The sequence below is a fragment of the Streptomyces sp. NPDC060184 genome, from assembly GCF_042728795.1.
GTDB lineage: Bacteria > Actinomycetota > Actinomycetes > Streptomycetales > Streptomycetaceae > Streptomyces.
Genome location: NZ_JBHWYX010000004.1, coordinates 38,579 through 61,613, shown reverse-complemented (window position 1 = coordinate 61,613; position 23,035 = coordinate 38,579). Strand labels below are relative to the sequence as shown.

At 70.7% G+C, this 23,035-nt stretch carries 19 protein-coding genes and 4 tRNA genes; 13 read left to right on the top strand and 10 right to left on the bottom strand.

Annotated features, from left to right (window positions below):
- The first annotated feature begins 55 nt into the window (after window positions 1–55).
- Together ACFWEE_RS04390 and ACFWEE_RS04385 are read left to right on the top strand one after the other, a co-directional pair.
- The gene (locus tag ACFWEE_RS04390) at window positions 56–820 is read left to right on the top strand and encodes a metallophosphoesterase (protein ID WP_386886238.1); all 765 of its coding nucleotides are present in this window, start codon (window positions 56–58) and stop codon (window positions 818–820) included.
- Between the two features lie 283 nt (window positions 821–1,103).
- Window positions 1,104–1,760, top strand: a complete 657-nt coding sequence (locus ACFWEE_RS04385) for a class I SAM-dependent methyltransferase (RefSeq protein ID WP_386886236.1) — start codon at window positions 1,104–1,106, stop codon at window positions 1,758–1,760.
- 167 nt (window positions 1,761–1,927) lie between these two features.
- On the opposite strand, the gene ACFWEE_RS04380 is transcribed toward ACFWEE_RS04385, so the two are convergent.
- Window positions 1,928–2,542, bottom strand: coding sequence for a YceI family protein (locus ACFWEE_RS04380; RefSeq protein ID WP_386886235.1), 615 nt, complete (start codon window positions 2,540–2,542; stop codon window positions 1,928–1,930).
- A gap of 348 nt (window positions 2,543–2,890) precedes the next feature.
- On the opposite strand from ACFWEE_RS04380, the gene ACFWEE_RS04375 reads away from it, so the two are divergent.
- A complete protein-coding gene (locus ACFWEE_RS04375) occupies window positions 2,891–3,412 on the top strand; it encodes a hypothetical protein (RefSeq protein WP_386886234.1) in 522 nt (173 codons plus the stop codon).
- Window positions 3,413–3,564: 152 nt separating this feature from the next.
- Here the strand turns inward: ACFWEE_RS04375 and ACFWEE_RS04370 are convergent, their stop codons facing one another.
- On the bottom strand, window positions 3,565–4,791 hold the full coding sequence (locus ACFWEE_RS04370; RefSeq protein ID WP_386886233.1) for a glycoside hydrolase family 64 protein: 1,227 nt from the start codon (window positions 4,789–4,791) through the stop codon (window positions 3,565–3,567).
- Window positions 4,792–5,353: 562 nt separating this feature from the next.
- On the opposite strand from ACFWEE_RS04370, the gene ACFWEE_RS04365 reads away from it, so the two are divergent.
- Together ACFWEE_RS04365 and ACFWEE_RS04360 are read left to right on the top strand one after the other, a co-directional pair.
- Window positions 5,354–6,937, top strand: coding sequence for an acyl-CoA carboxylase subunit beta (locus tag ACFWEE_RS04365; RefSeq protein ID WP_386886231.1), 1,584 nt, complete (start codon window positions 5,354–5,356; stop codon window positions 6,935–6,937).
- Window positions 6,938–7,022: 85 nt separating this feature from the next.
- A complete protein-coding gene (locus ACFWEE_RS04360) occupies window positions 7,023–7,226 on the top strand; it encodes an acyl-CoA carboxylase subunit epsilon (protein WP_386886229.1) in 204 nt (67 codons plus the stop codon).
- 417 nt (window positions 7,227–7,643) lie between these two features.
- Here ACFWEE_RS04360 and ACFWEE_RS04355 read toward each other — a convergent pair whose 3' ends face one another.
- The 8 genes from ACFWEE_RS04355 to ACFWEE_RS04320 form a co-directional block, all read right to left on the bottom strand.
- Window positions 7,644–8,225 carry an ATP/GTP-binding protein gene (locus ACFWEE_RS04355; protein ID WP_014048542.1) on the bottom strand — a complete coding sequence of 194 codons (582 nt, stop codon included), beginning with the start codon at window positions 8,223–8,225 and terminating at the stop codon, window positions 7,644–7,646.
- Window positions 8,206–8,874: a DUF742 domain-containing protein gene (locus ACFWEE_RS04350; RefSeq protein ID WP_386886228.1), complete on the bottom strand. Its 669-nt coding sequence runs from the start codon at window positions 8,872–8,874 to the stop codon at window positions 8,206–8,208. Before ACFWEE_RS04350 ends, ACFWEE_RS04355 begins: the two co-directional genes overlap by 20 nt.
- A 91-nt stretch (window positions 8,875–8,965) precedes the next feature.
- A complete protein-coding gene (locus ACFWEE_RS04345; protein ID WP_266709517.1) occupies window positions 8,966–9,379 on the bottom strand; it encodes a roadblock/LC7 domain-containing protein in 414 nt (137 codons plus the stop codon).
- Window positions 9,380–9,389: 10 nt separating this feature from the next.
- Window positions 9,390–12,722, bottom strand: coding sequence for a nitrate- and nitrite sensing domain-containing protein (locus ACFWEE_RS04340; RefSeq protein ID WP_386886227.1), 3,333 nt, complete (start codon window positions 12,720–12,722; stop codon window positions 9,390–9,392).
- 351 nt (window positions 12,723–13,073) lie between these two features.
- Complete coding sequence (locus ACFWEE_RS04335) at window positions 13,074–13,655, bottom strand: ATP/GTP-binding protein (protein WP_386886225.1); 582 nt, start codon at window positions 13,653–13,655, stop codon at window positions 13,074–13,076.
- Complete coding sequence (locus ACFWEE_RS04330; protein ID WP_266709549.1) at window positions 13,636–14,043, bottom strand: DUF742 domain-containing protein; 408 nt, start codon at window positions 14,041–14,043, stop codon at window positions 13,636–13,638. Before ACFWEE_RS04330 ends, ACFWEE_RS04335 begins: the two co-directional genes overlap by 20 nt.
- 133 nt (window positions 14,044–14,176) lie before the next feature.
- The gene (locus ACFWEE_RS04325; protein ID WP_323180487.1) at window positions 14,177–14,590 is read right to left on the bottom strand and encodes a roadblock/LC7 domain-containing protein; all 414 of its coding nucleotides are present in this window, start codon (window positions 14,588–14,590) and stop codon (window positions 14,177–14,179) included.
- A gap of 9 nt (window positions 14,591–14,599) precedes the next feature.
- Complete coding sequence (locus ACFWEE_RS04320; protein ID WP_386886223.1) at window positions 14,600–18,493, bottom strand: nitrate- and nitrite sensing domain-containing protein; 3,894 nt, start codon at window positions 18,491–18,493, stop codon at window positions 14,600–14,602.
- Window positions 18,494–19,075: 582 nt separating this feature from the next.
- Here ACFWEE_RS04320 and ACFWEE_RS04315 point away from each other — a divergent pair.
- From ACFWEE_RS04315 to ACFWEE_RS04280, 8 genes are all read left to right on the top strand, one after another.
- Window positions 19,076–19,240, top strand: coding sequence for a hypothetical protein (locus tag ACFWEE_RS04315; RefSeq protein WP_386886221.1), 165 nt, complete (start codon window positions 19,076–19,078; stop codon window positions 19,238–19,240).
- Between the two features lie 157 nt (window positions 19,241–19,397).
- Window positions 19,398–20,183, top strand: coding sequence for a fumarylacetoacetate hydrolase family protein (locus ACFWEE_RS04310; protein WP_386886220.1), 786 nt, complete (start codon window positions 19,398–19,400; stop codon window positions 20,181–20,183).
- Window positions 20,176–21,651, top strand: coding sequence for a glutamate--tRNA ligase (gltX, locus tag ACFWEE_RS04305; RefSeq protein ID WP_386886218.1), 1,476 nt, complete (start codon window positions 20,176–20,178; stop codon window positions 21,649–21,651). The genes ACFWEE_RS04310 and gltX overlap by 8 nt, the downstream gene beginning before the upstream one ends.
- A gap of 157 nt (window positions 21,652–21,808) precedes the next feature.
- On the top strand, window positions 21,809–22,525 hold the full coding sequence (locus ACFWEE_RS04300) for an HAD family hydrolase (RefSeq protein ID WP_386886217.1): 717 nt from the start codon (window positions 21,809–21,811) through the stop codon (window positions 22,523–22,525).
- A gap of 85 nt (window positions 22,526–22,610) precedes the next feature.
- Window positions 22,611–22,682, top strand: a tRNA-Gln gene (locus ACFWEE_RS04295).
- A gap of 35 nt (window positions 22,683–22,717) precedes the next feature.
- A tRNA-Glu gene (locus tag ACFWEE_RS04290) sits at window positions 22,718–22,790 on the top strand.
- A 62-nt stretch (window positions 22,791–22,852) separates the two neighbouring features.
- Window positions 22,853–22,925: transfer RNA gene (locus ACFWEE_RS04285), tRNA-Glu, on the top strand.
- Window positions 22,926–22,937: 12 nt separating this feature from the next.
- Window positions 22,938–23,009: transfer RNA gene (locus ACFWEE_RS04280), tRNA-Gln, on the top strand.
- Window positions 23,010–23,035: the final 26 nt, after the last annotated feature.

Sequence of the window (23,035 nt, the reverse complement as noted above, 5' to 3'; positions counted from 1 at the left end):
CCGTATGGGCCGGTACGGACCGAGGTCCGTGCCCGCCGATGGAGGAGGCCGACGCATGACGACCCTGCTCGCGCACATCAGCGACCTGCACCTGGACGGCAGCGGGAGGGCGACCGAGCGCGCCACCCGCGTCATGGAGTGCCTGCGCGGCCTGCCCCGGCCGGTCGACGCCCTCCTCGTCACCGGCGACATCGCCGACCACGGCACGGAGAGCGAGTACGAGGAGGCGGCCCGCATCCTGGCCGCCCCCTTCCCCGTGCTCATCTGCCCCGGGAACCACGACGTGCGGTCCGCCTACCGCAAGGTCCTGCTCCAGGACGCGTCCGGCCAGGGGCCCGTCAACGCGGTGCACCACGTCGGCGAAACCGCCGTCCTGATGTGCGACTCCACCATTCCGGGGCACGACGACGGGCGCCTCGACGCCGAGACCCTCGCCTGGATCGACACCACGCTCACCGCGCTGCCCGAGGGCACCCCGGCGCTGATCGCCTTCCACCAGCCGCCCGTGGTCCTCCACCACCCGCTGCCCGACGCCTACATGCTCCAGGAACCAGGGGCGCTGGCCGCCCTGCTCGCCCGGCATCCGCGGGTGGCCGCCGTCCTCACCGGCCACGCCCACACCGCCGCCGCCTCGACCTTCGCCGGGCTCCCGCTGATCGTCGGGCCCGCCGTCACCTGGACCCTGCGCATGCCCTGGGAGGGCGACGACCCGGCCGACCGCGAGCAGCCGCCCGGTCTCGCCTTCCACGTCCTGGACGACGACCGACGCCTGACCACCCACTACCGCGTCGTGCTACCGGCCCCGCCCGGCACGGCGTGAGCCTCCCCGTACACGGAAGGCCCCCGTTCCCGCCTGCGACGAGGCGGGAACGGGGGCCGGGCCGAGGAGGCGGGGCCCGGTTCAGCCGCCGGGTGACCGGCCGACGGCTCGGTGAGCGGGCCGGGCGGGCCACGACCTGCGTTCCCTCCGGCAGTGGGCCGATCGGTCTGCCTTTCCGGAATGGTTTGCCGTTCCGGCAAGCGGGCTTGTCCCGGCGCGAGGAGCGGGCGCACCCTCTCCTCCGTAACGAGGCCACGAGCCGTCCCGGACGACAGGAGACCGCATGACCAGCGACAGCACCACGGACCCCGCCTCCGCCCCGCGCACCGACGCGGAGCTGTGGGACGAGCGCTACCGCCGGAGCGACCGGATCTGGAGCGGGAACCCCAACACCGTGCTGGTCCGCGAGGTGTCGGACCTGGCGCCGGGCCGCGCCCTGGACCTCGGCTGCGGGGAGGGCGCCGACGCCGTATGGCTGGCGGGCCGGGGCTGGGAGGTCACCGCGACCGACCTCTCGCGGGTGGCGCTCGGACGGGCGGCCGTCCACGCGGCGGAGGCCGGAGTCGCCGACCGGATCGACTGGCAGTGGCACGACCTGGGGGTGTCCTTCCCGGACGGGACGTACGACCTGGTCTCCGCACAGTTCCTGCACTCCATGGGGGACCTGCCCAGGGAGCGCATCCTGCGACGGGCGGCCGACTCCGTCGCGCCCGGCGGCATCCTGCTGGTCGTCGGCCACGCGGGCTTCCCGCACTGGGAGCCGAACCCCGACCCGAGCGTGCGGTTCCCGACGCCCGACGAGGTGCTGGCCTCGCTGGAGCCGCGGCCGGGGGAGTGGGAGGTGCTGCTCAGCGGCGAGCACGAGCGGGTGCAGAACGACCCGGACGGCAACCCCACCACCCGTACGGACAACGCGCTGAAGGTCCGCCGCACGGGGTGACCCGGAGCGGGGCGGTCCCGGGCCGGGTCGTCAGGGCGCCCGTGCCACCCGTGTGCGTACCGGCACCGTCCCGCGCCGTCCCCGCACGCACGAGCGCCCGCCCCGGTCCTCCCCGGTGGGGGAAGGAGGGGCGGGCGCGCTCGGGAGGTGCGGGGATGGTGCGGGGATCAGGCGGCGGCCTTGATCGCGGAGATGTCGAAGGTCAGCTTGACCTTGTCGCTGACCATCACGCCACCGGTCTCCAGAGCGGCGTTCCAGGTGAGGCCCCAGTCGGAGCGGAGGATGTCGGCGCTGCCCTCGAAGCCCACGCGCTGGTTGCCGTACGGGTCGGTGGCCGAGCCGTTGAACTCCAGGTCGATGGAGAGCGGGCGGGTGACGTCCTTGATGGTGAGGTCGCCGGTGATCCGGTAGGTGTCGCCACCCAGCTGCTCGGCGGAGGTCGAGCGGAACGTCATCAGGGGGAACGTCTCGGTGTCGAAGAAGTCGCCGCTGCGCAGGTGGGCGTCGCGGTCGGCGATGCCGGTGTCGATGCTGGCGATCGTGACGTCGATCGAGGCGGTGGAGTGGTGGGGGTCGGTGCCGTTCAGCACCAGGGTGCCCTCGTGCTCACCGAAGGAGCCGCGCACGTTCGTCACCATGGCGTGGCGCACCGTGAAGCCGATGCGGCTGTGGGCCGGGTCGATCGTGTAGGTGCCGGTCAGGGCGGCGAGCGCGGGGTCCACGGCCGGCTTCTCGACGACAGCGGTCGTGGTGGCGGCGGACTTGCGGTTGAACAGAGCCATGGCTCCTCCTCGGGAGACGTTTTCCTCGAAGTCGAAGGCCTCGGTTTGTTCAACCTTCAACGACATTGACTGTAGCCCTGTTTAGTTCAAAGTTCAACATCGCGGGTGGGGGGTGTCGCGGGAGCGGCCCTCCGGGGGGTGTCGGAGGGGCGTCGCGCCGGGCGCCGGGGTCCGTTGCGGTCGCCCCGGCCGCCCCGGGATTCACCGCATCGCCACCGACGCGGTCTGGCGGACGCGCGTAGAACTCGGGCAGTATCGCCATGCCGCACCGCGCGGCGTTCTCCGCACCCCCATGCCCGGTCGCGCGGCGGCTCGTCAGAAGTTGTCATGAGCAGGAGGAGACCCCCCATGTTGACCCGCCCCAGGCTCCGCTCCGCCCTCACCGCCCTCGCCCTCGTGCTGGGCGTCCTCTTCGCGCCGGGGATCGGTGTGATCGGCGGCGCCACCGACGCCCACGCCGCCACGAAGCTCACCCACGCCCAGGCCACCGCCCGGTTCAGCTCGTCCGGGATCACCTGGTCCTCGTCGGGCGGCTGCTCCGACCGCAACGTCTCGACCTGTACCTCCTTCGACCAGCTCAACCTGGCCACCGCCCAGGGCGCCCAGACCCTCAAGAGCGCCACCGGCTGCGCCATCAACATCACCGGCGGTACGGAGACCGGCCACGCGAGCGGCACCTACTCGCACTGGAACGGCTACAAGCTCGACTTCGCGAAGAACACCTGCCTGAACAACTACGTCACCGGCACCTTCACCTACATCGGGCTCCGCGGTGACGGATACGCCCAGTACCAGGCGGCCTCGGGCAACATCTACGTCAACGAGGGCAACCACTGGGACACGACCTACTACAACTGCGGCGGCTGCTGAAGCCGGCGCCCGGCGCCCGGCTCGACGACCGAAGGATGACGCCTGAAACAGCCGTACCGGACGCGCCCCTACGCACACGTGTGCCCCTCTCCCGCCGTCGGGAGAGGGGCACACGCGCCGTGGGGGTTCGTGAACCGGTCGGGGGTGTCCGCTCAGGAACCGACGCTCACCGTGAAGCGGCGGGGGTTGCCGTCGTTGGCGGCGCCCGAGACGTCGGGCTGGCCGTCGGGGCGCACGTCGTCGTAGGGGAAGGCGTACCCGATCGGGCTGTTGGCGTGCACGATGCGGGACCAGTGGTTGGTCACCGCCTCCTGGTAGTAGTCCGCGGTGGTCGTCCCGTTCGGCTGGTCCGGGTGGCTGAGCATGATCGAGCGGTTGAACCCGGCCGCGAGCCGCGCCAGCAGGGCCTTCTTGTCGTCCGAGTCGGCGGGGTTGTTCGTGAAGGGCCCGTGGTTGCAGGTGAAGACGTCCTTGGACACCGGCTTGGTGAAGGTGTGGCCGCCGTCGAAGACCAGGTCGTCCCCGCTGACCCGGCCGGCCAGCACGCCCCGGCCGCCCTGCAGGTCGATCCGGAGGTCGGTGGAGCGGTACTTCTCCCAGACCTGGTCGATCTGCGCCGTGAACAGGTCCCGGAAGGGCATCTGGTCCGGGCGGTCGAAGTACGGCGCCATGAGGTTCTGCGGGGAGACCACCCGTAGCACCTGGCCGTCCGACCCCCGGGTGACCAGCTGGTCCCAGGGCTGCCCGTCCGCCGCCGCCTGCGCGATCAGCCCGTCCGCGATCCGCTGCACCGCGCCGTCCGGCAGCGGGGCGACGGTGTGCGTGGTGTCGCCCTCCAGGGTGAGCCCGATGGGGAGCGCCGTGACGAGGTCGACGTAGCTGATGTTCGCGTAGAGCTGCTGCGGGTTGAAGGTGAACTCGCAGAAGGACCAGGTCCGCCCGTAGTTCGGGTCCGTGGAGGTCGCGAAGGCGGGCTCCACCAGCGCCGGGCCCGGGTTCAGGTAGAAGTCCAGCGTGTCGTCCCGCACGAAGTACACCCGGGCGCCGTACATCTGGGGGAGCGTCAGCACCACCGGGTCGCCGCCCGCCGCGTTCAGCGGGATCGAACAGTCGACCGGCAGCGGGGTCTGCGCGGCGGAGGGGGAGTCCGGCCGGTAGAGGCTGCCGTCCGCCCGGAGCAGCACCCAGCGGTCGGTGCCCTGCTCGTGGCCGGTGACGTACGCGCGCACCGTGCCCGGCAGCGAACGGTTCACCAGGGCCAGCTCGCACGTCGCGGCGGCGGCCGAGGCGCGCGGGGAGAGAGCGCTCCCCCAGACCGGGTAGCTGAGCGCCGCGGCGGAGGCGGCCACGCCGGTGAGGAAGTTACGGCGAGAGATCACGAGGAGCTCCGGAAGGTGGATGACATGGGGGGAGCACGGCCGGACCGTGCGGGGCGGCTGTGGGGGCCGCGCTGTGGTGCGGACCACTCTCACCACACCTGTCACAGGCGTCAATAGGTGTGACTGAGAGCGCTCTCAGAAACCGGGATTCTTCACAACTCGTCTTCACGCTGCGCGCGTTGATGCGCACGGGGGCGTGGGGCCGCCTGATGCGCGCCGTTCCGGTCAAGAGGTGAACGGGGAGAGCGGTCCTCCTGGTCGGGCCGGTGGCCGGGCGGGGAGGGTGCGCCCGGCCGGTGGTCGTCCCGGAAGGGGCACGGCCGCGGTTGTCGTTGGTCCTCCGGAGGGAGGCGTTCCTTTAGGCTCGGACCCCGTGCGCCACCCGGACCCCGCCCGGACCGCCTTACGCCTCTTTGTGGGAACCCGATAACGCGGAGTGGGTCTCAGATGGTGGATCGCACGCATGGTGCGCGGGTTCTGTCGGTCCCCGCCAGGAAACCGGTCAGGAGACTGTGCGGATTCGACGGCGGTATTTCCGCTGCCGGATTCGTAGGGTCGGTACATGACCGTTGTGGACGAAATCCCGGGTGAGCCGAGCGACACGCGTGGCCGGGTGGCCGAACTGCTGGCCCTGCGTGAGCAGGCGCGACGCGGCCCGAGCGACCGGGCGACCGAGGCGCAGCACGCCAAGGGCAAGCTGACCGCCCGCGAGCGCATCGAGCTCCTGCTGGACGCCGGTTCGTTCAAGGAAGTCGAACAGCTCAGGCGGCACCGGGCCACCGGCTTCGGCCTGGAGTCCAAGAAGCCCTACACCGACGGTGTCATCACCGGCTGGGGCACGGTCGACGGCCGGACGGTCTTCGTCTACGCACACGACTTCCGCATCTTCGGCGGCGCGCTGGGCGAGGCCCACGCCACCAAGATCCACAAGATCATGGACATGGCCATCTCGGCCGGTGCGCCGCTGGTCTCGCTCAACGACGGCGCCGGCGCCCGTATCCAGGAGGGCGTCAGCGCGCTCGCCGGTTACGGCGGCATCTTCCAGCGCAACACCCGGGCGTCCGGTGTCATCCCGCAGATCAGCGTGATGCTCGGCCCGTGCGCCGGCGGCGCGGCGTACAGCCCCGCCCTCACCGACTTCGTCTTCATGGTCCGCGAGACCTCGCAGATGTTCATCACCGGCCCGGACGTCGTCAAGGCGGTCACCGGCGAGGAGATCACCCAGAACGGCCTCGGCGGGGCGGACGTGCACGCCGAGACCTCGGGCGTCGCGCACTTCGCGTACGACGACGAGGAGACCTGCATCGCCGAGGTGCGCTACCTCATCGGGATGCTCCCCTCGAACAACCGCGAGAACCCGCCGACGGTGGCGAGCGACGACCCCGCGGACCGCCGCGGCGACGTCCTGCTGGACCTGGTGCCGGCCGACGGCAACCGCCCGTACGACATGCACAAGGTCATCGAGGAGCTCGTCGACGACGGCGACTACCTGGAGATCCACGAGCGCTGGGCCCGCAACATCGTCTGCGCCCTCGCCCGCCTGGACGGGCAGGTCGTCGGCATCGTCGCCAACCAGCCGCAGTCCCTGGCCGGTGTCCTGGACATCGAGGCGTCCGAGAAGGCCGCGCGATTCGTCCAGATGTGTGACGCCTTCAACATCCCCATCATCACTCTTCTGGACGTACCCGGCTTCCTCCCGGGCGTGGACCAGGAGCACGGTGGGATTATTCGGCACGGCGCCAAGCTGCTCTACGCCTACTGCAACGCCACCGTGCCGAGGATCTCGCTGATCCTGCGCAAGGCGTACGGCGGCGCGTACATCGTCATGGACAGCCAGTCCATCGGCGCCGACCTGACCTACGCCTGGCCGACCAACGAGATCGCGGTCATGGGAGCCGAAGGTGCCGCCAACGTCATCTTCCGCCGCCAGATCGCCGAGGCCGAGGACCCCGAGGCCATGCGGACCCGCATGGTCAAGGAGTACAAGGCCGAGCTGATGCACCCGTACTACGCGGCGGAGCGCGGGCTGGTCGACGACGTCATCGACCCGGCCGAGACCCGCGAGGTGCTGATCGCCTCGCTCGCGATGCTCCGCAACAAGCACGCCGACCTGCCGTCCCGCAAGCACGGCAACCCCCCGCAGTAGCCGCCGGCGCCCGCGGGCTACCCGCGCGGGCGCACGACCTCCTGCCGCACCCTGCCGCATCCTGCCGAGAAGACGGAGACACCCCATGAGCGTCACTGCCACCGAGTCCGTGCTGCGCGTCGAGAAGGGCCACGCCGCCCCCGAGGAGCTCGCGGCCATCACCGCCGTCCTGCTCGCCCGCGCGGCGGCCCCCCAGTCCGCTCCCGCCCGCCAGGGCCGCGACACGGCCGGATGGCGTCGCCTGGAGCGCACCCCCGGCTTCCGCGCCCCGCACAGCTGGCAGGGCTGAAACCCCCTCCCCGGGGGCGGGACCGCGTGTCCCGGCTCCCCGGGACGCGGACATTCCCGCTCGCACCACCCCGGAAGGCCCGTGAGGGCCGTTCTGGGAGCCGCACGAGGCCCCGGCCCGGAATTCTCCGGCCGGGGCCATTGCATGGCCGGAAACAGCCCTCACGGCCTCGCCGGTGAACGGGTGCCCGGGCCCGGTCCGTACGCGCGGAGAACCGCGCCGAGAACCGTGCCGAGAACCGTGCCGAGAACCGTGCCGAGAACCGCGCCGAGAACCATGCCGAGGTCCGGACGCGGAACCGCACACGGCCACGCACGGAAGAAGCCCCGCCTTTCCGGTGAACAACCGGGGGCGGGGCTTCTCTTCGTGCGGGGTCGTGCGGGTCGTGCGAAGTCGTGCGGGTTCGTACCGGGTACGTCAGCGCAGCCGGGCCATGAGGGCGTGCTCGACGAGGGTGATGAGGGCGCTCTTGGCGTCGGCGCGGTGGCGGGCGTCGGTGGTGAGGATCGGGGTGTCGGGTCCGATCTGGAGTGCTTCGCGTACTTCGTCGGGGGTGTAGGGCTGGTGTCCGTCGAAGCCGTTGAGGGCGATGACGAAGGGGAGGCCGCTGTTCTCGAAGTAGTCGACGGCGGGGAAGCAGTCGGCGAGGCGGCGGGTGTCGACCAGGACGACGGCGCCGATGGCGCCGCGTACGAGGTCGTCCCACATGAACCAGAAACGGTCCTGCCCGGGGGTGCCGAACAGGTAGAGGATCAGGTCCTGGTCCAGGGTGATGCGTCCGAAGTCCATGGCCACCGTGGTGGTGGTCTTGTCTCCGGTGTGGGTCAGGTCGTCGATGCCCGCGGAAGCGGACGTCATCACGGCTTCGGTGCGCAGCGGGTTGATCTCCGAAACGGCACCGACAAACGTGGTCTTACCCACGCCGAAGCCCCCTGCCACCACGATCTTCGCCGAGGTGGTGGAGCGGGCCGCTCCGCCGCTAGAGCTTGCGAAGTCCACTGAGCACCCTTTCGAGCAGTGTCACATCTGGCTGACCGCCGGCGGCCTCGTCGCCGCCGGGCTGATGGATAGCGACGAGTCCGGCCTCGGCCAGGTCGGCGACGAGGATCCGGGCAACGCCGAGCGGGATCGAGAGAAGGGCCGAGATCTCGGCCACCGACTTGATCTCGAAGCAGAGCCGGCAGATCCGCTGGTGCTCGGGCAACTGCCCTTGCAGCCTTGACGGATCGGCCGTCGTACTGACCAGCGCCTCGATGGCGAGCTGGTAACGCGGTCGCGTCCGTCCACCGGTCATGGCGTACGGACGGACCAACGGGTTGTGAGCGGCGGGCGCCGCCGGCGCGGGCCGCGGAGCCGGCTGCGCCACGGGCTGGATCCGGGGCGCCGGAGCGTCGAACCGCTGCGGCGGCTCCTGCCGGGGCTGCCACTCGGACGGCTGCCGCTGGGACCACTCCGGCCCCGGCTGCTGAGGCCAGTCGGCTCCGCGCGGGTGCTGCTGCACGGGCTGTTGGGGCGTCGCATACGGGTCGTAGCCCTGCGCGCCGCCCGAGCCGCTCGGTGCGGAAGGGAAGGTGAAGCGGTTTTCCCCGTGCTCGTCCGGAACCCGCTGACTGCCGTCATACGGGTGTCCGCCTGTGGGTGCTGCCACGTCTCCTCCTCCTACTGCCATTCGCCGATCCCAGTGGGGCCGCGCCACCGCACCTTATGGCGCGGTGACGAGAAACGCACCGTCTGTCTCCTTAGTTGAGAAGACTTCCCTGGAGTTCGGCGCGCAGATCCGGCGTCAGAACACCGCCCGCACGGTCCACCAAAAGTGCCATTTCGTACCCAACCAGACCGATATCAGCGTCCGGGTGGGCCAGAACGGCAAGCGAAGATCCGTCAGAAATCGACATGATGAAGAGAAATCCTCGCTCCATCTCCACAACGGTCTGGTTGACGGCGCCGCCCTCGAAGATCCGGGAGGCACCCGCGGTCAGCGACGTCAGACCGGAGGCGACGGCCGCCAGCTGGTCGGCGCGGTCGCGCGGGAATCCCTCGGACATGGCCAGCAGGAGTCCGTCGGCGGAGACCACCACCGTGTGCGACACCCCGGGGGTGCTGTCCACGAAGCTGGTGATCAACCAGTTGAGATTCTGCGCCGCCTGGCTCATCGGGCTCACACTAACGCTCCTGGTTGTAGGTATTACTGGTGTCCGACCCCTGCTTGCGCCCCTGCTGGATGCCGCGGCGCAGGTTGCTCAACCTGCCGCGGATGTCCTCGGGCGCACGGGAGACCTGTGGGCCGCCCTGCTGGGTCTGCTCCGCGGTGCCCTCGACCAAGTTGGCCTTGGGCACGCGCCGGGGAAGCCCCGAGAGGGTTATTCCGCCGGCCTTCGGGTCCCGGAGCTTCTCGGCCCGCTCCCAGCGCTCGTCGTTGGTCGAACGCCAGTCGTCCGTGCCGTTGCCGTCCTGCGGTTCGGAGGCCGACGGGGAATCCTGCCGCTGGGGCCGGTCGGCCGCCGCGGACCGGTCGCCGACCGGCCCGTTGGGCTGCCAGTGCTGCTGCCCGCCCCGGCGCGGGAGCCCCGCGTCGGTCATGTCGTGACCCGCGTTCGCGGTGGGACCCGAATGATCGAAGCCTACGCGCTCGGGCGTCTCCTCGGGAGCGCTGGGAGCGGATTCCGTTTCTTCCTGGACGGAGGTCTCGTAACCTCCCTGGAAACCGCCCTGTTCCGGCCACCCGTCCTGCTGAGGCTGATCACCGAGTGGCGCGAACTGGTCACCGTACGAAGGCTGTTGTGCGTCCTGGGCCGGGTACGTCTGTTCCGCATAGCCGCCCTGCGGGAGCTGCTCGGCGTCCGGCCGGTAGCCCGCGTCCTGGGCGAACGCCTCGTACGCCCCCGGGTGGCCGGTCTGCTCGAAGCCCTGCCGCGGCTGCTCGAAGGAACCCGGCTCCGCCGCGTCCTGTCCGAAGGACTCCTGCGGGAACGGACCCTGCTCGGCCGGGCCTTGCCCGAAGGCTCCCTGCTCGAACGTGCCCTGCGGGTAGCCGTTCCGGTCGTACGAGGACTGCTGCTCGTAACCGGACGCCGCGTAGCCGTTCTGCTCGAAGCCCTGCTGCGGGGCGGCCGGGCCGTCGGCCGCGCCGCCCTGGAAGGGGGACTGCTCGCCGCCGGTGTGGGCGGCCTCCAGCGCGGCCCGGCGCTCCTCGCGCATCAGCGAGCGGCCCACCGGGTCGAGCGCGGGCGAGTCGGCCTCGTACCGCGAGTCGTCGAAGCCGAGCTCGGCGGCCGTGCGCATGCCCGAGAGCTGCGGAGCCGGAGCGAAGGACTGCTGCTCCGGGATGATCGAGGAGACGGTGAAGCTGTCCGGCTCGGCCACGGGTTCGCCACCGCCACCGTGGGTGATCGCGTCCGGGAGCATGACCAGGGAGGTCGTACCGGCCTGCTCGCCCGAGGGGCGCAGCTGGACCCGGACGCCGTGGCGGTCGGAGAGCCGGCCGACCACGAAGAGACCCATCCGCTGGGAGACCGCGGCGTCCACGGTCGGCGGGTTGGCCAGCTTGTGGTTGATGTCGGCGAAGTCCTCGGCGGTGAGGCCGATCCCCTTGTCGTGGATCTCGATCATCACGCGGCCGTCCGGCAGCCGGGTCGCGGTGACGCGGACCTTGGTCTGCGGGGACGAGAACACCGTAGCGTTCTCCAGCAGCTCCGCCAGCAGGTGCACGAGGTCGGTCACGGCCTGGCCGTGGATCTCGGTGTCCGGGACCCCGGTGAGCTCGATGCGCTCGTACGACTCCACCTCGGAGGAGGCGGCGCGGAGCACGTCCACCAGCGGCACCGGCTGGTTCCAGCGGCGGCCCGGCTCCTCGCCGGCGAGGACCAGGAGGTTCTCGCCGTTGCGGCGCATGCGGGTGGCCAGGTGGTCCAGCTTGAAGAGGCTCTCCAGCTGGTCGGGGTCGGCCTCGTTGTTCTCCAGGTCGGTGATGAGGGTCAGCTGGCCCTCGATGAGCGACTGGTTGCGGCGCGAGAGGTTGGTGAAGATCGCGTTGACGTTCCCCCGCAGCATCGCCTGCTCGGAGGCGAGCCGGACGGCCTCGCGGTGCACCTGGTCGAAGGCGCGGGCGACCTCGCCGATCTCGTCGCTGGTGTTGATCGGGATGGGCTTGACGCGGGTGTCGACCCGGCCCGGCTCGGTCCGCGACAACTGGTCGACCAGCGACGGCAGCCGCTGCTCGGCGACCTCGAAGGCGGCGGTGCGCAGCCGGCGCATCGCCCGGCTCATCTGGCGCGCCATGAACCCGGCCACGACGAACGCGGCGAGCAGGGCGACGACGACGATCGAGGCGTTGACGACGGCGTCGGTCTTGGCGTCGGAGGAGATCTGCGCGGCTTCCTCCACCGCCATGTCGACCAGCTCGTCCGTGACGGTGGCGTACCCCTCGAACTTCGCGGTGGCGGCGGCCGTCCAGGTCTCCGGGGTGATCCCCTTCGCCTTCAGCTCGGACGGCGACAGCCCCCGGCCGATCTGCGCGGCCATGCCGTCGTACACGGAGCCGTCGACGCTGGGCGGGGCCACGAACGGCGCCCCGGCCGCCTCGGCCTGCTCCTTGGCGGCCTTCAGCTGCGCGGCACCCTCGGCGGCCTTGCCGGCCATGACCTCCTTGAGGCGGTCGACGTCCGCCTGGGTACCGCCGGAATTGAACTCGCCGAGGGCGATCTGTTCCAGGTAGTTGTACGAGCCGAAGGCCTTGACCTGGGCGTTGAAGGTGTCCTCGTCCTCGCTCGGGCGCACCAGCAGGTGCAGTCCGATCGAGCGCTGGAGGGACTCCGCCGCCTGCGAGAGTTCGAGCGCGTAGACGGTACGGCCGAAGCTGGTGACGTTGCCGGTGCCCAGGCCGAGCTCGTTGGCGAACTCCATCAGCGAGTGCTGGATCTGGGTGTAGCCCTCCTCGGTCTTCACCGGGTCCAGGCTCTTCGTGTACGCGGCCTTGCGCAGCGCGGCGAGCTTCGGCTCCTCGCTCTTGAAGAGCTTCAGCCGGCGCTGGAGACCGGGTGTCCGCGGCATGTCCGCCACCGCGGCGGTGAACTCCGAGGCGGCCGTGTCGGTGGCGGCGCGGGTCTGCGTCACGACCGAGGCGGTGGACTCCTTGGACAGGAGCGGCTGGGCGGTGAGGTCGCGCTCGTTCAGCAGCGCCTGCCCGTAGACGGAGGCCGACCTGACGACGAGGGCGGTCTTCTCCGCCTCCTGGGCCTCGTTCCAGGTGTCGATCGACCCCTTCACCTGGAAGCCGCCCATGGTGAGGCCCACCAGTGCGGGGATCAGGAGGATCGCGTTCAGCCGCGTCGCCACGCGCCAGTTGCGCGGGGACAGCTTGCTCGTGCTGCCGACGGGCGATCCGTCGTCGGCCGCGTCCGCGCGGTCGGCGCGCTCCCCGGGGGATACAGCGGTGCGCGGCGGCGTGAAGTTGCCCCGCTCAGGCTGCGTCGGGGAGCCTTCGTTGCTTCGCCTCACTCGACCAACAACCTCTCGGCGTCGGCACCTACGTTGTGCCGGTAAATTCGTTCAGGGCCGTACTACTCGGGAGTTCGCCGCATTCCAGCATGGGGAGCTGCCGCGTTCCAAACACTCGGACCCCCTCGGTCCGAGTGGCGCAAGCCTCAGATAAAACGGGCATAAAGAACGAGCCCCGCCAAAAGGCGAGGCTCACATGAGCGGAGCGGCACCGGACGGATGCGTCGGGTGTCGGCCCACGGGAAATTCTCTGTCGAAACGTTATGAACGCGGGGGCGGATCGTGTCGAAGGACACAAGGGCCACCCCCGCGCGACTACGGCAACTTGCCTATGCCAATACCGACTTATGCCTACTTGAGCCGGGCCATGAGGGCGTGCTCGACGAGGGTGATGAGGGCGCTCTTGGCGTCGGCGCGGTGGCGGGCGTCGGTGGTGAGGATCGGGGTGTCGGGTCCGATCTGGAGTGCTTCGCGTACTTCGTCGGGGGTGTAGGGCTGGTGTCCGTCGAAGCCGTTGAGGGCGATGACGAAGGGGAGGCCGCTGTTCTCGAAGTAGTCGACGGCGGGGAAGCAGTCGGCGAGGCGGCGGGTGTCGACCAGGACGACGGCGCCGATGGCGCCGCGTACGAGGTCGTCCCACATGAACCAGAAACGGTCCTGCCCGGGGGTGCCGAACAGGTAGAGGATCAGGTCCTGGTCCAGGGTGATGCGTCCGAAGTCCATGGCCACCGTGGTGGTGGTCTTGTCTCCGGTGTGGGTCAGGTCGTCGATGCCCGCGGAAGCGGACGTCATCACGGCTTCGGTGCGCAGCGGGTTGATCTCCGAAACGGCACCGACAAACGTGGTCTTACCCACGCCGAAGCCCCCTGCCACCACGATCTTCGCCGAGGTGGTGGAGCGGGCCGTACCGCCGCTAGAGCTTGCGAAGTCCACTGAGCACCCTTTCGAGCAGTGTCACATCCGGCGTTCCGCCGGCCTCTCCGTTGCCCGGCTGGTGGATGGCCACCATGCCGGCTTCCGCCAGGTCCGCGACCAGGATCCGGGCCACACCGAGCGGCATGGACAGCAGAGCCGAAACCTCGGCCACCGACTTGACCTCGCGGCAGAGGTGGCAGATCCGCTGGTGCTCGGGCAGCAGCGTTCCCAGGTGCGCGGGGTCGGCCGTCGTACTGACCAACGCCTCGATGGCGAGCTGGTAACGCGGTCGTGTCCGTCCACCGGTCATGGCGTACGGACGAACCAGCGGCTGGTCGCCCTCCCCGTCGTACGACGCGTGGTGCAGAGCGCCGTACGGATCGGGTGAGGCGGGTGGCGGGGTCATGAATCCTCCGGGCGTGACAGCGAGTGTCTACTCGCCGTCTGCAAGGGGCCGGTGGGGGCGGTGAGCGGCCGGACGAGTGAGGGTGATGGGCAGTACCTGAGGAGATCCCGGGAGATCTCCACTGCGTGGCCGCCTAGTGGAGCAGACTTCCTTGGAGCTCGGCGCGCAGGTCGGGCGTGAGGACGGTGCCGGCACGGTCGACGAGCAGAGCCATCTCGTAACCGACGAGACCGATGTCGGCCTCGGGGTGGGCGAGAACGGCCAGCGACGAGCCGTCCGAGACCGACATCAGGAACAGGAAGCCGCGCTCCATCTCCACCACCGTCTGGCTGACGGCGCCGCCCTCGAAGATCCGGGAGGCGCCGGCGGTCAGCGAGGTGAGCCCGGAGGCGACCGCGGCCAGCTGGTCGGCGCGGTCGCGCGGGAATCCTTCGGACATGGCCAGCAGGAGTCCGTCCGCCGACACCACCACCGTGTGCGACACCCCGGGGGTGTTGTCCACGAAGTTGGTGATCAGCCAGTTCAGATTCTGCGCGGCCTGACTCATGGGGCTCAACTAACGCTCCTGCTGGTGAGTGGGGCCGAGTTGGAAGCTGCCGGTCGACTGGCTGTTCGCCTGCCGACCCTGCTGGATGCCCCGGCGGAGATTGGTCAGACGCCCGCGCACGTCATCGGGCGCACGCGAAACCTGAGGTCCGGACTGGTGATTCTGCTGCTGAGCGGTACCCGGAACCAAATTGGCACGCGGAACCCGCCGGGGAAGCCCCGAAGTGGTGACACCGCCCGCGGCCGGCTTCTTGACCCGCTCGGCCTGACGTACGAGTTCGTCGTTGGGCGAAGGCCGCCACGGACCCGCCGGGCTCGCGTCGCCGGAGGAACGCCGGGGCGCCTCCGGAGCCGGAACCCCGCTGGACGGTGAGGGAGCGGCCTCCTGCGGCCGGCCGCCCTGCTGCGGACCGTGGAACCAGTTGGTCTCCAGCGTGTCGTACAGCGGGGTGCGGCCGTCGCCCGGACCGGCCGGCGGCAGCGCCTCGGGCGCGGACCGGCGCGGCGGCAGCGAACGCTGGGGCGGCTCGCCGGCCGGAGCCGGACGCGGCACACCCTGCTCGCCGCCGTCGCCGTACTGGCGCGGTGCGGGCAGCCCCTGGTCCGGAGCCCCGAAGTCGGGACGGGCGAACTGCGCGGTGCTCGCGGGGTCCTGCGGTCGCGCCGCCGGAGGGGCCGAGAAGTCCGGGCGGGCGAACTCCGAGGTGGCACCGGGACCCTGGCGGTCGTCGCCCGGAGTGCGCCGGTTCAGCGGGGAGTTGAAGTTCCGGTTCGGGACGGGCCCGGCCGGAGCGGCGAACTGGCCGGTGGAATCGGCCTCTTCGTGCCCCCGCGGCACGTCGGCGGGACCGCGGCGCTGCGCGTCCCGGTCCTCCATCCCCCAGGTGGTGGTCTGCGGGTGCTGCGGCTTCGGGTTGCCCCCGGGCAGCTCGGCGCGCGGACCACCGGGCGGCGGCAGCTGACGACCGGGCCCGGTGGGCTGCTGGAACCCGCCCTGGCCCGGACCGCCCTGGCCGCGCTGGGGCGGCATGCCCTGCTGGTTGCCCAGGCCCGCGTTCTGGCCCTGGTCCATGCCCAGGTCCATGCCCTGGTTCTGGCCGAACGCGGGCCGGCCGCCCTGGTCCATGCCCTGGCCGAACTGACCGGCCGGAGCGCCCTGGTTGCCCTGGCCGAACTGGCCGGCCGGTGCGCCCTGGTTGTTCTGGCCCTGCCACTGCTGCTGCGGTCCGGTGGAGCCGAACACGTCCTGCCGTACGGGACGGCCGCCCTGCTCCGGCCGGGTCATCGGGGACTGCTGGGCCGGGGCGCCGTGGCCGAAGAGGTTCGTCTGCTCCTGCTCCGTACCGCCCTGCGCACCACGCGCGCCCAGCCGGGCGCCGCCGGCGGGGGCGCCACCACCCTGCCGCTGCGGCTCGGGCCGCCCGAAGTCCTGCGGACCCTGCGGCGCCTGCGGGCGACCGGCCTGCGGGTTCGCCTGCGGTACGGACGGTCCGCCGGGCTGCCGCTGGGGCCCACCGGCCTGCGGGCCGGGCTGCTGGGGCCCGCGCGCCGACGTGTCCCGCGAGGGCAGTGCCGCCCGCGGACCGGAGCCCGCGCCGACCTGGCCCCGGGCGGGCGCCGCCGACGGGCCGAGTCCCTTGGAACCGGCCTGCGGGCCGCCGAGACCGGCGCGCGGAGCACCGGCGCCGCCGAGCAGACCGCCGGGCGCCGCCGCCTGCTGGCCGCCCGCACCCTGCTTGGACGGCGGCTGCTTGCCACCGTGCGCGACGTCCACCGGCAGCATGACGAGCGCCGTCGTGCCGCCGGAGTCGGAGGGGCGCAGCTGGATGCGGATGCCGTGGCGGAGGGAGAGCCGGCCGACCACGAACAGACCCATGCGGCGGGAGACCGACACGTCCACGGTGGGCGGCGAGGCGAGCCGCTCGTTGATCGCCGCGAGGTCCTCGGGCGAGAGGCCGATACCGGTGTCGTGGATCTCGACGAGCACCCGTCCGTCCGGCAGGGCGTGACCGGTGACCCGGACCTTCGTCTGCGGCGAGGAGAACGACGTGGCGTTCTCCAGCAGCTCGGCGAGGAGGTGCACGAGGTCGTTGACGACCCGGCCGGCCACTTCGGTGGCGGGCACCGCGGCCAGTTCGATGCGCTCGTACTGTTCCACCTCGGACGCGGCGGCGCGGAGCACGTCGACCAGCGGGACCGGGCGCGTCCATCGGCGGCCCGGTTCCTCACCGGCGAGGACGAGGAGGTTCTCGCCGTTCCGGCGCATACGGGTCGCGAGGTGGTCGAGCTTGAAGAGCGAGGAGAGCTGGTCCGGGTCGGCCTCGCGGGACTCCAGCTCGGAGATGAGCGAGAGCTGACGCTGGATGAGGCCCTGGCTGCGGCGCGAGAGGTTGGTGAACATCGCGTTGACGTTCCCCCGGAGGAGGGCCTGCTCGGCGGCGAGGCGGACGGCCTCGCGGTGCACGTCGTCGAAGGCCGCGGCCACCTGGCCGATCTCGTCGCGGGAGTGGACGCCGACGGACTCGACGGAGGTGTCGACGTCCTGCGGGTCGGTCTCGGAGAGCTGGCGGACGAGCTCGGGCAGCCGGTCCTGGGCGACCCGGGTCGCGGTGTCCTGGAGGCGGCGCAGCGAGCGGATCATGGACCGCGCCACGACGAAGGCGCCGACGAGCGAGACGCCGAGCACCAGCAGGATGATGGCGCCGTTGAGGATCGCCTCGCGCTGGGAGGCCTCGCGCAGTTCGCGGGCCTTGCCCTCCATGTCGCTGAGGAGGGTCGCCTCGATGGTCTCCATCGCCTGGATCTTGGTGGAGCTCTGGTCGTACCAGTCGAGGTAGGAACGCGGCTTGCGCCCGCTCAGGCCGACCGTGGTGTCCAGCACCTGCTTGGCGTAGGTGTTGGCGGCCTGGATCTCAGGGTTGCCGCTGGTCAGCGGCGCCGTGAGGTCGGACGCGCTGTTCCCGGTGGTCGCGTAGATGGTCTCGAAGGAGTTCATCGCCAGGCTCTCCTTGCGGAGCGCGTTGCGACCGAACTGCTTGTCGTTCTCGCTGAGGTTGGTCTTCGTGCTGTTGCCGCCCGGCAGCGCGGCGGCGATGATCGCGCGCTGGACCGAGGCGTACTCCTTGGCGGAGGAGAAGGCCGCCAGCGCACGGGTGCGCTTGATCATCTCGGGGCTGGAGGTCGCCTGCGCCATGTCCTGGGAGAGGCTCAGCAGCGAGGTGATCAACTGGCTGTACTGGTCGATCGTGTTGACGCTCGGGGAGCCGCTGGCGTACGCGGTCTTGCGGATGTCGCGGATCTGCCCGAGCTGCGTCGCGATCATGTTGACGCTGGCGTGGATGCCTTCGAGGGCCTCGTCGCCCTGGGTGTCCCCGATGGCCATGGTGGCGTCGAGGAAGGCGTCCTTGGCCCGGTCCGTCTTCTTCCGGGGTTCGGTGACCTTGTAGTTGGTCGCCTTCACGCCGTTGGAGAGCGGTCCCGCCGACTCGTCGCGCTCGACCTGCAGGGCCTGCGCGAGCGCGGTGGCCTGCTTGGTCATCTGCGTCAGCAGCTGCATGTGCTCCAGCTGCTGGATGTCGTTCATCGACTCGTTGATGCGGAGTCCGCCCAGCGAGGTCGCCGCGACCACGGGGAGTGCCAGGAGGGAGACCAGGCGGGTGCTGATGCGCCAGTTACGCAGGGCTACGCGCGAACCCGTGCTCACCGGGTCCCGGAGTTTCGCCCCCGCTGCCGGCTCGGCGCTTTCGTTCGTGGTGGAACCCGGACGCGCCGTCTGCTCGGCGCCGTCGCCGGCGCCGGCCGGCCCGGGGTTCTGGGCGTGCTGGGGCGAGGAACCGCGGTCGGTCCCGCCGCGCGGCTCCTGTTCCGCCGGAGCGCTGCCATCCCTCTTGAAACGTCCCTGCACTAGCGTCGCAACCTCTGGACCAGGCGTCCCTCCGCATACGCGGCGGTGACGGTGTCGGCGTCGTGGGGCGCTGGACGCGCCCCATGGTGGTCGTTGAACGACCGGCGTTCTTGAACCCCCTCCGCCGCCACTCGGCGCTGCGTTGCGCCCCTGCGCGCCGGTCTCTACCCGCGGCGGTGCGTGGAATTCCAGCACAGTGCCGGACCTCCAACAAGGCCCGTGGGTTCCCCATGGGTGGGTGTCACAGGGCGTGATGGCCGTGTGACCAGCCGTGCAGCGTGTTCGTGCGGAAAGTGGATCATTACGGACAGGTCAGTCGGACGAGTGCGGTGTCCCAGTCCTGATGATCAGGAGCGGAATAGAACATTCAATGACGCAATGTCCGTTTCCGCTTGCGTGATCATCATTCCGATATGCGGCATTTGTGGTGCTGGTCGTGAGTAAACTCACATCATGATCGCCGTCTCATCCGGGGTAAGGCCGGGAATCCGATGTTTAGCCTGACGCTTTACTGGGATGGCGAACCCGACCAACTGGGCGCACCCCGAGGTGTGCCCCCCGGCGACAAGGTCCGAACGGCAGATGAACACGACGCAGTCCCGCAGCCTCGCCAACCCCCGGCGCACCACGCTGGCGCACCTCACGGACGCCTCCACGCTGCGCGCCCCCGAGCTCTCCGAGCGGCCCGAGTACGCCGCCGCCCTGCCCACGCAGACGGCCAACCCGCGCCGCACCGTCCTCCGCTAGGTGGTGTGGTGAATGTCCCGCCCCGCTCGTCCCTCCGTCCGCACCCGCGGGGGACGGGCGACGGGCCGCCGGGACACTCCCCGGCCCGCGCACGGCGAGGCGATAGCCTGGAGCGTCAGTCTTCAGCCAGCCAGCAAGTGAGGGGCGACAGCATCCCGTGCGCATCGCCAGGTTCTCCATCGACGGCAATGTCGCCTTCGGCGCCGTCGAGGGTGAGGGCACCGTGGAATCCGGTGGCCTCGTCCTCGACATCATCAAGGGCATTCCGTACGCCGACTTCGAGCTCTCGGGCACCAAGGTCCCGCTGAGCAAGGTCAGGCTCCTGCCCCCCGTGCTCCCCAACAAGGTCGTGGCCATCGGCCGCAACTACGCGGAGCACGCCGCCGAACTGGGCAACGAGGTCGGGGACGTCCCGGTCGCCTTCTTCAAGCCCACCACCTCGGTGATCGGCTCCGGCGACGCCATCGAGTACCCCTCCTTCTCCGACGAGGTCCACTACGAGGCCGAACTGGCCGTGGTGATCGGCCGGATGTGCCGCGAGGTCCCCCGCGAGCGCGTCAAGGACGTCGTCTTCGGCTACACCTGCGCCAACGACGTCACCGCCCGTGACGCGCAGAAGCGGGAGAAGCAGTGGGCCCGGGCCAAGGGCTTCGACACCTCCTGCCCGCTCGGTCCCTGGGTGGAGACCGACCTCGACCCGTCCGACCTGACGATCCAGGCGACGGTCAACGGCGAACAGCGTCAGCTCGGCCGTACGAGCGAGATGATCCGGTCCATCGAGGACCTGGTCGTCCACATCACCGAGGCGATGACGCTCCTCCCCGGCGACGTCATCCTCACCGGAACCCCCGCGGGGGTCGGCCCCCTGCACGTCGGCGACGAGGTCGCCGTCACCATCGAAGGCATCGGCACTCTCACCAACAAGGTGATCAAGCGTGGTTAACGGCTCCTCCCCCCGTGTCCGGTTCTGTCCCTCCCCGACCGGCAACCCCCACGTGGGCCTGGTCCGGACGGCTCTCTTCAACTGGGCCTTCGCCCGGCACAACGAGGGCTCGCTGGTCTTCCGCATCGAGGACACCGACGCGGCGCGCGACTCGGAGGAGTCGTACCAGCAGCTGCTCGACTCGATGCGCTGGCTCGGCTTCGACTGGAACGAGGGCCCCGAGGTCGGCGGCCCGCACGCCCCGTACCGCCAGTCGCAGCGGATGGACATCTACCGCGACGTCGCCGAGAAGCTGAAGGCCGGCGGGTACGCGTACGACTGCTACTGCACCACCGAGGAGCTCGACGCCCGCCGCGACGCCGCCCGCGCCGCCGGCAAGCCGTCCGGGTACGACGGCCACTGCCGCGAGCTCACCGCCGAGCAGGTCGCGGCGTACGAGGCCGAGGGCCGCGCGCACATCGTGCGCTTCCGGATGCCCGACGTGCCGCAGACCTTCACCGACCTGGTGCGCGGCGAGCTGACCTTCCAGCCGGAGAACGTGCCGGACTACGGCATCGTCCGCGCCAACGGCGCCCCGCTCTACACGCTGGTCAACCCGGTCGACGACGCGCTGATGGAGATCACCCACGTCCTGCGCGGCGAGGACCTGCTCTCCTCCACCCCCCGCCAGCTCGCCCTGTACGCGGCCCTCACCGAGCTGGGCATCGCCAAGGCCACCCCGGTCTTCGGCCACCTCCCCTACGTCATGGGCGAGGGCAACAAGAAGCTGTCCAAGCGGGACCCGCAGGCGTCGCTCAACCTCTACCGCGAGCGCGGCTTCCTCCCCGAGGGGCTGCTCAACTACCTCTCGCTGCTGGGCTGGTCGATCGCCGAGGACCGCGACATCTTCTCGATCGAGGAGATGGTGGCGGCCTTCGACATCGCGGACGTCAACGCCAACCCGGCCCGCTTCGACCTCAAGAAGGCCGAGCACGTCAACGCCGAGCACATCCGGCGGCTCGACGTGAAGGACTTCACCGACGCGTGCGGTCCCTGGCTGCGGGCGCCGTACGCGAACTGGGCCCCCGAGTCGTTCGACGCGGACAAGTTCGCCGAGATCGCGCCGCACGCCCAGACCCGGGTGACCGTCCTCTCCGACATCACCGCCAACGTCGACTTCCTCTTCCTCGACGAGCCGGTCGAGGACGAGGCGTCCTGGACCAAGGCGATGAAGGAGGGCTCCGACGCCCTGCTGACCACCGCCCGCGCCAACCTGGCCGGCGCCGAGTGGAACGCCGAGGCGCTGAAGAACGCCGTCCTCGCGGCGGGCGAGGCGCACGGCCTCAAGCTCGGCAAGGCCCAGGCCCCGGTGCGCGTCGCCGTCACCGGCCGCACGGTCGGCCTGCCGCTCTTCGAGTCCATGGAGATCCTGGGCCGCGAGAAGACCCTGTCCCGGGTGGACGCGGCTCTCGCCAAGCTCACCGCGTAGGCCGAGCACGCGCCCGAGGGGCGGATCCGCCGGAAGAGTCCGGTGGATCCGCCCCTCGGGCGTTTCCGGGCCTCCCGGGCCCTTCCTGAGGCTTTCGGGCGCCCTGTGGCCGGTTCTCGCCGGGTGGGGCCCGAGGAGGGCCGGTAGCGTGGCGTGCATGCTGATCCGCGCGGTGCTCTGGGACGTCGACGACACGCTCTTCGACTACTCCGGCGCCGACCGCGCCGCCATGGAGCGGCTGCTGGAGCTGGAGGGGCTGCCCGGAGGCTGGGCCACCCCCGGCGAGGCGCTGGACGGATGGCGGGCGCTCACCGGTCGCCACTGGGCGCGGTTCGCCGCGGGGGAGACGGACTTCGAGGGGCAGCGCAGGGACCGGGTGCGGGAGTTCCTGGGACAGGAGCTGACGGACGCGGAGGCCGACGCGTGGTTCCGCCGGCACGCGGCCCACTACGAGGCCGCCTGGAGCCTCTTCCCCGACGTGCTCCCGGTCCTCGACCTGCTGGACGGCTACCGCCACGGCGTCCTGTCCAACGCCGGCGCCGTGCAGCAGGAGCGCAAGCTGGCCACGCTGGGCGTGCGCCACCGGTTCGAGGCGCTGCTGTGCGCCGTGGAGCTCGGCGTGTCCAAACCGGATCCCGGCGCCTTCCACGCCGCCTGCGAGGCGCTCGCCCTGGAGCCGCACGAGGTGGCGTACGTGGGGGACGAGCCCGACATCGACGCCGCCGGGGCGGTCGCGGCCGGGCTGACCGGGATCTGGCTGGACCGGGCGGAGCGGGGCGGCAGGGCCGATCTCGTACGGATCACGAGCCTCCACCAGCTGCCCGGGGTGCTGTCGCGGGATACCCGTTTTGGAGCGTCGGACACCTTCGGGTAATGTTCTTTCTGCGCCGCCCGAGCGGGCCGAAAGATCCGGCCGGGAAGCGCAGACAGAGACAAAGCCTCCAGAGGTTGCGTTTCAGTGGGCTATGGTGTAATTGGCAACACTACGGTTTCTGGTACCGTCATTCTAGGTTCGAGTCCTGGTAGCCCAGCGCAAGACCGAAGTTCGCAAGACTTCATGCAACACGCCCCCGTTGTGTAGCGGCCTAGCACGCTGCCCTCTCACGGCAGTAGCGCCGGTTCGAATCCGGTCGGGGGTACAGATCCTTCCCGCGGGAACAATCCGGGTCGCACCCGATGTTCTTGATGCAGGATCGCTAGGGCCCCCGTTGTGTAGCGGCCTAGCACGCTGCCCTCTCACGGCAGTAGCGCCGGTTCGAATCCGGTCGGGGGTACGTACCACACCATGGGCTATGGTGTAATTGGCAACACTACGGTTTCTGGTACCGTCATTCTAGGTTCGAGTCCTGGTAGCCCAGCGCAAGACCGAAGTTCGCAAGACTTC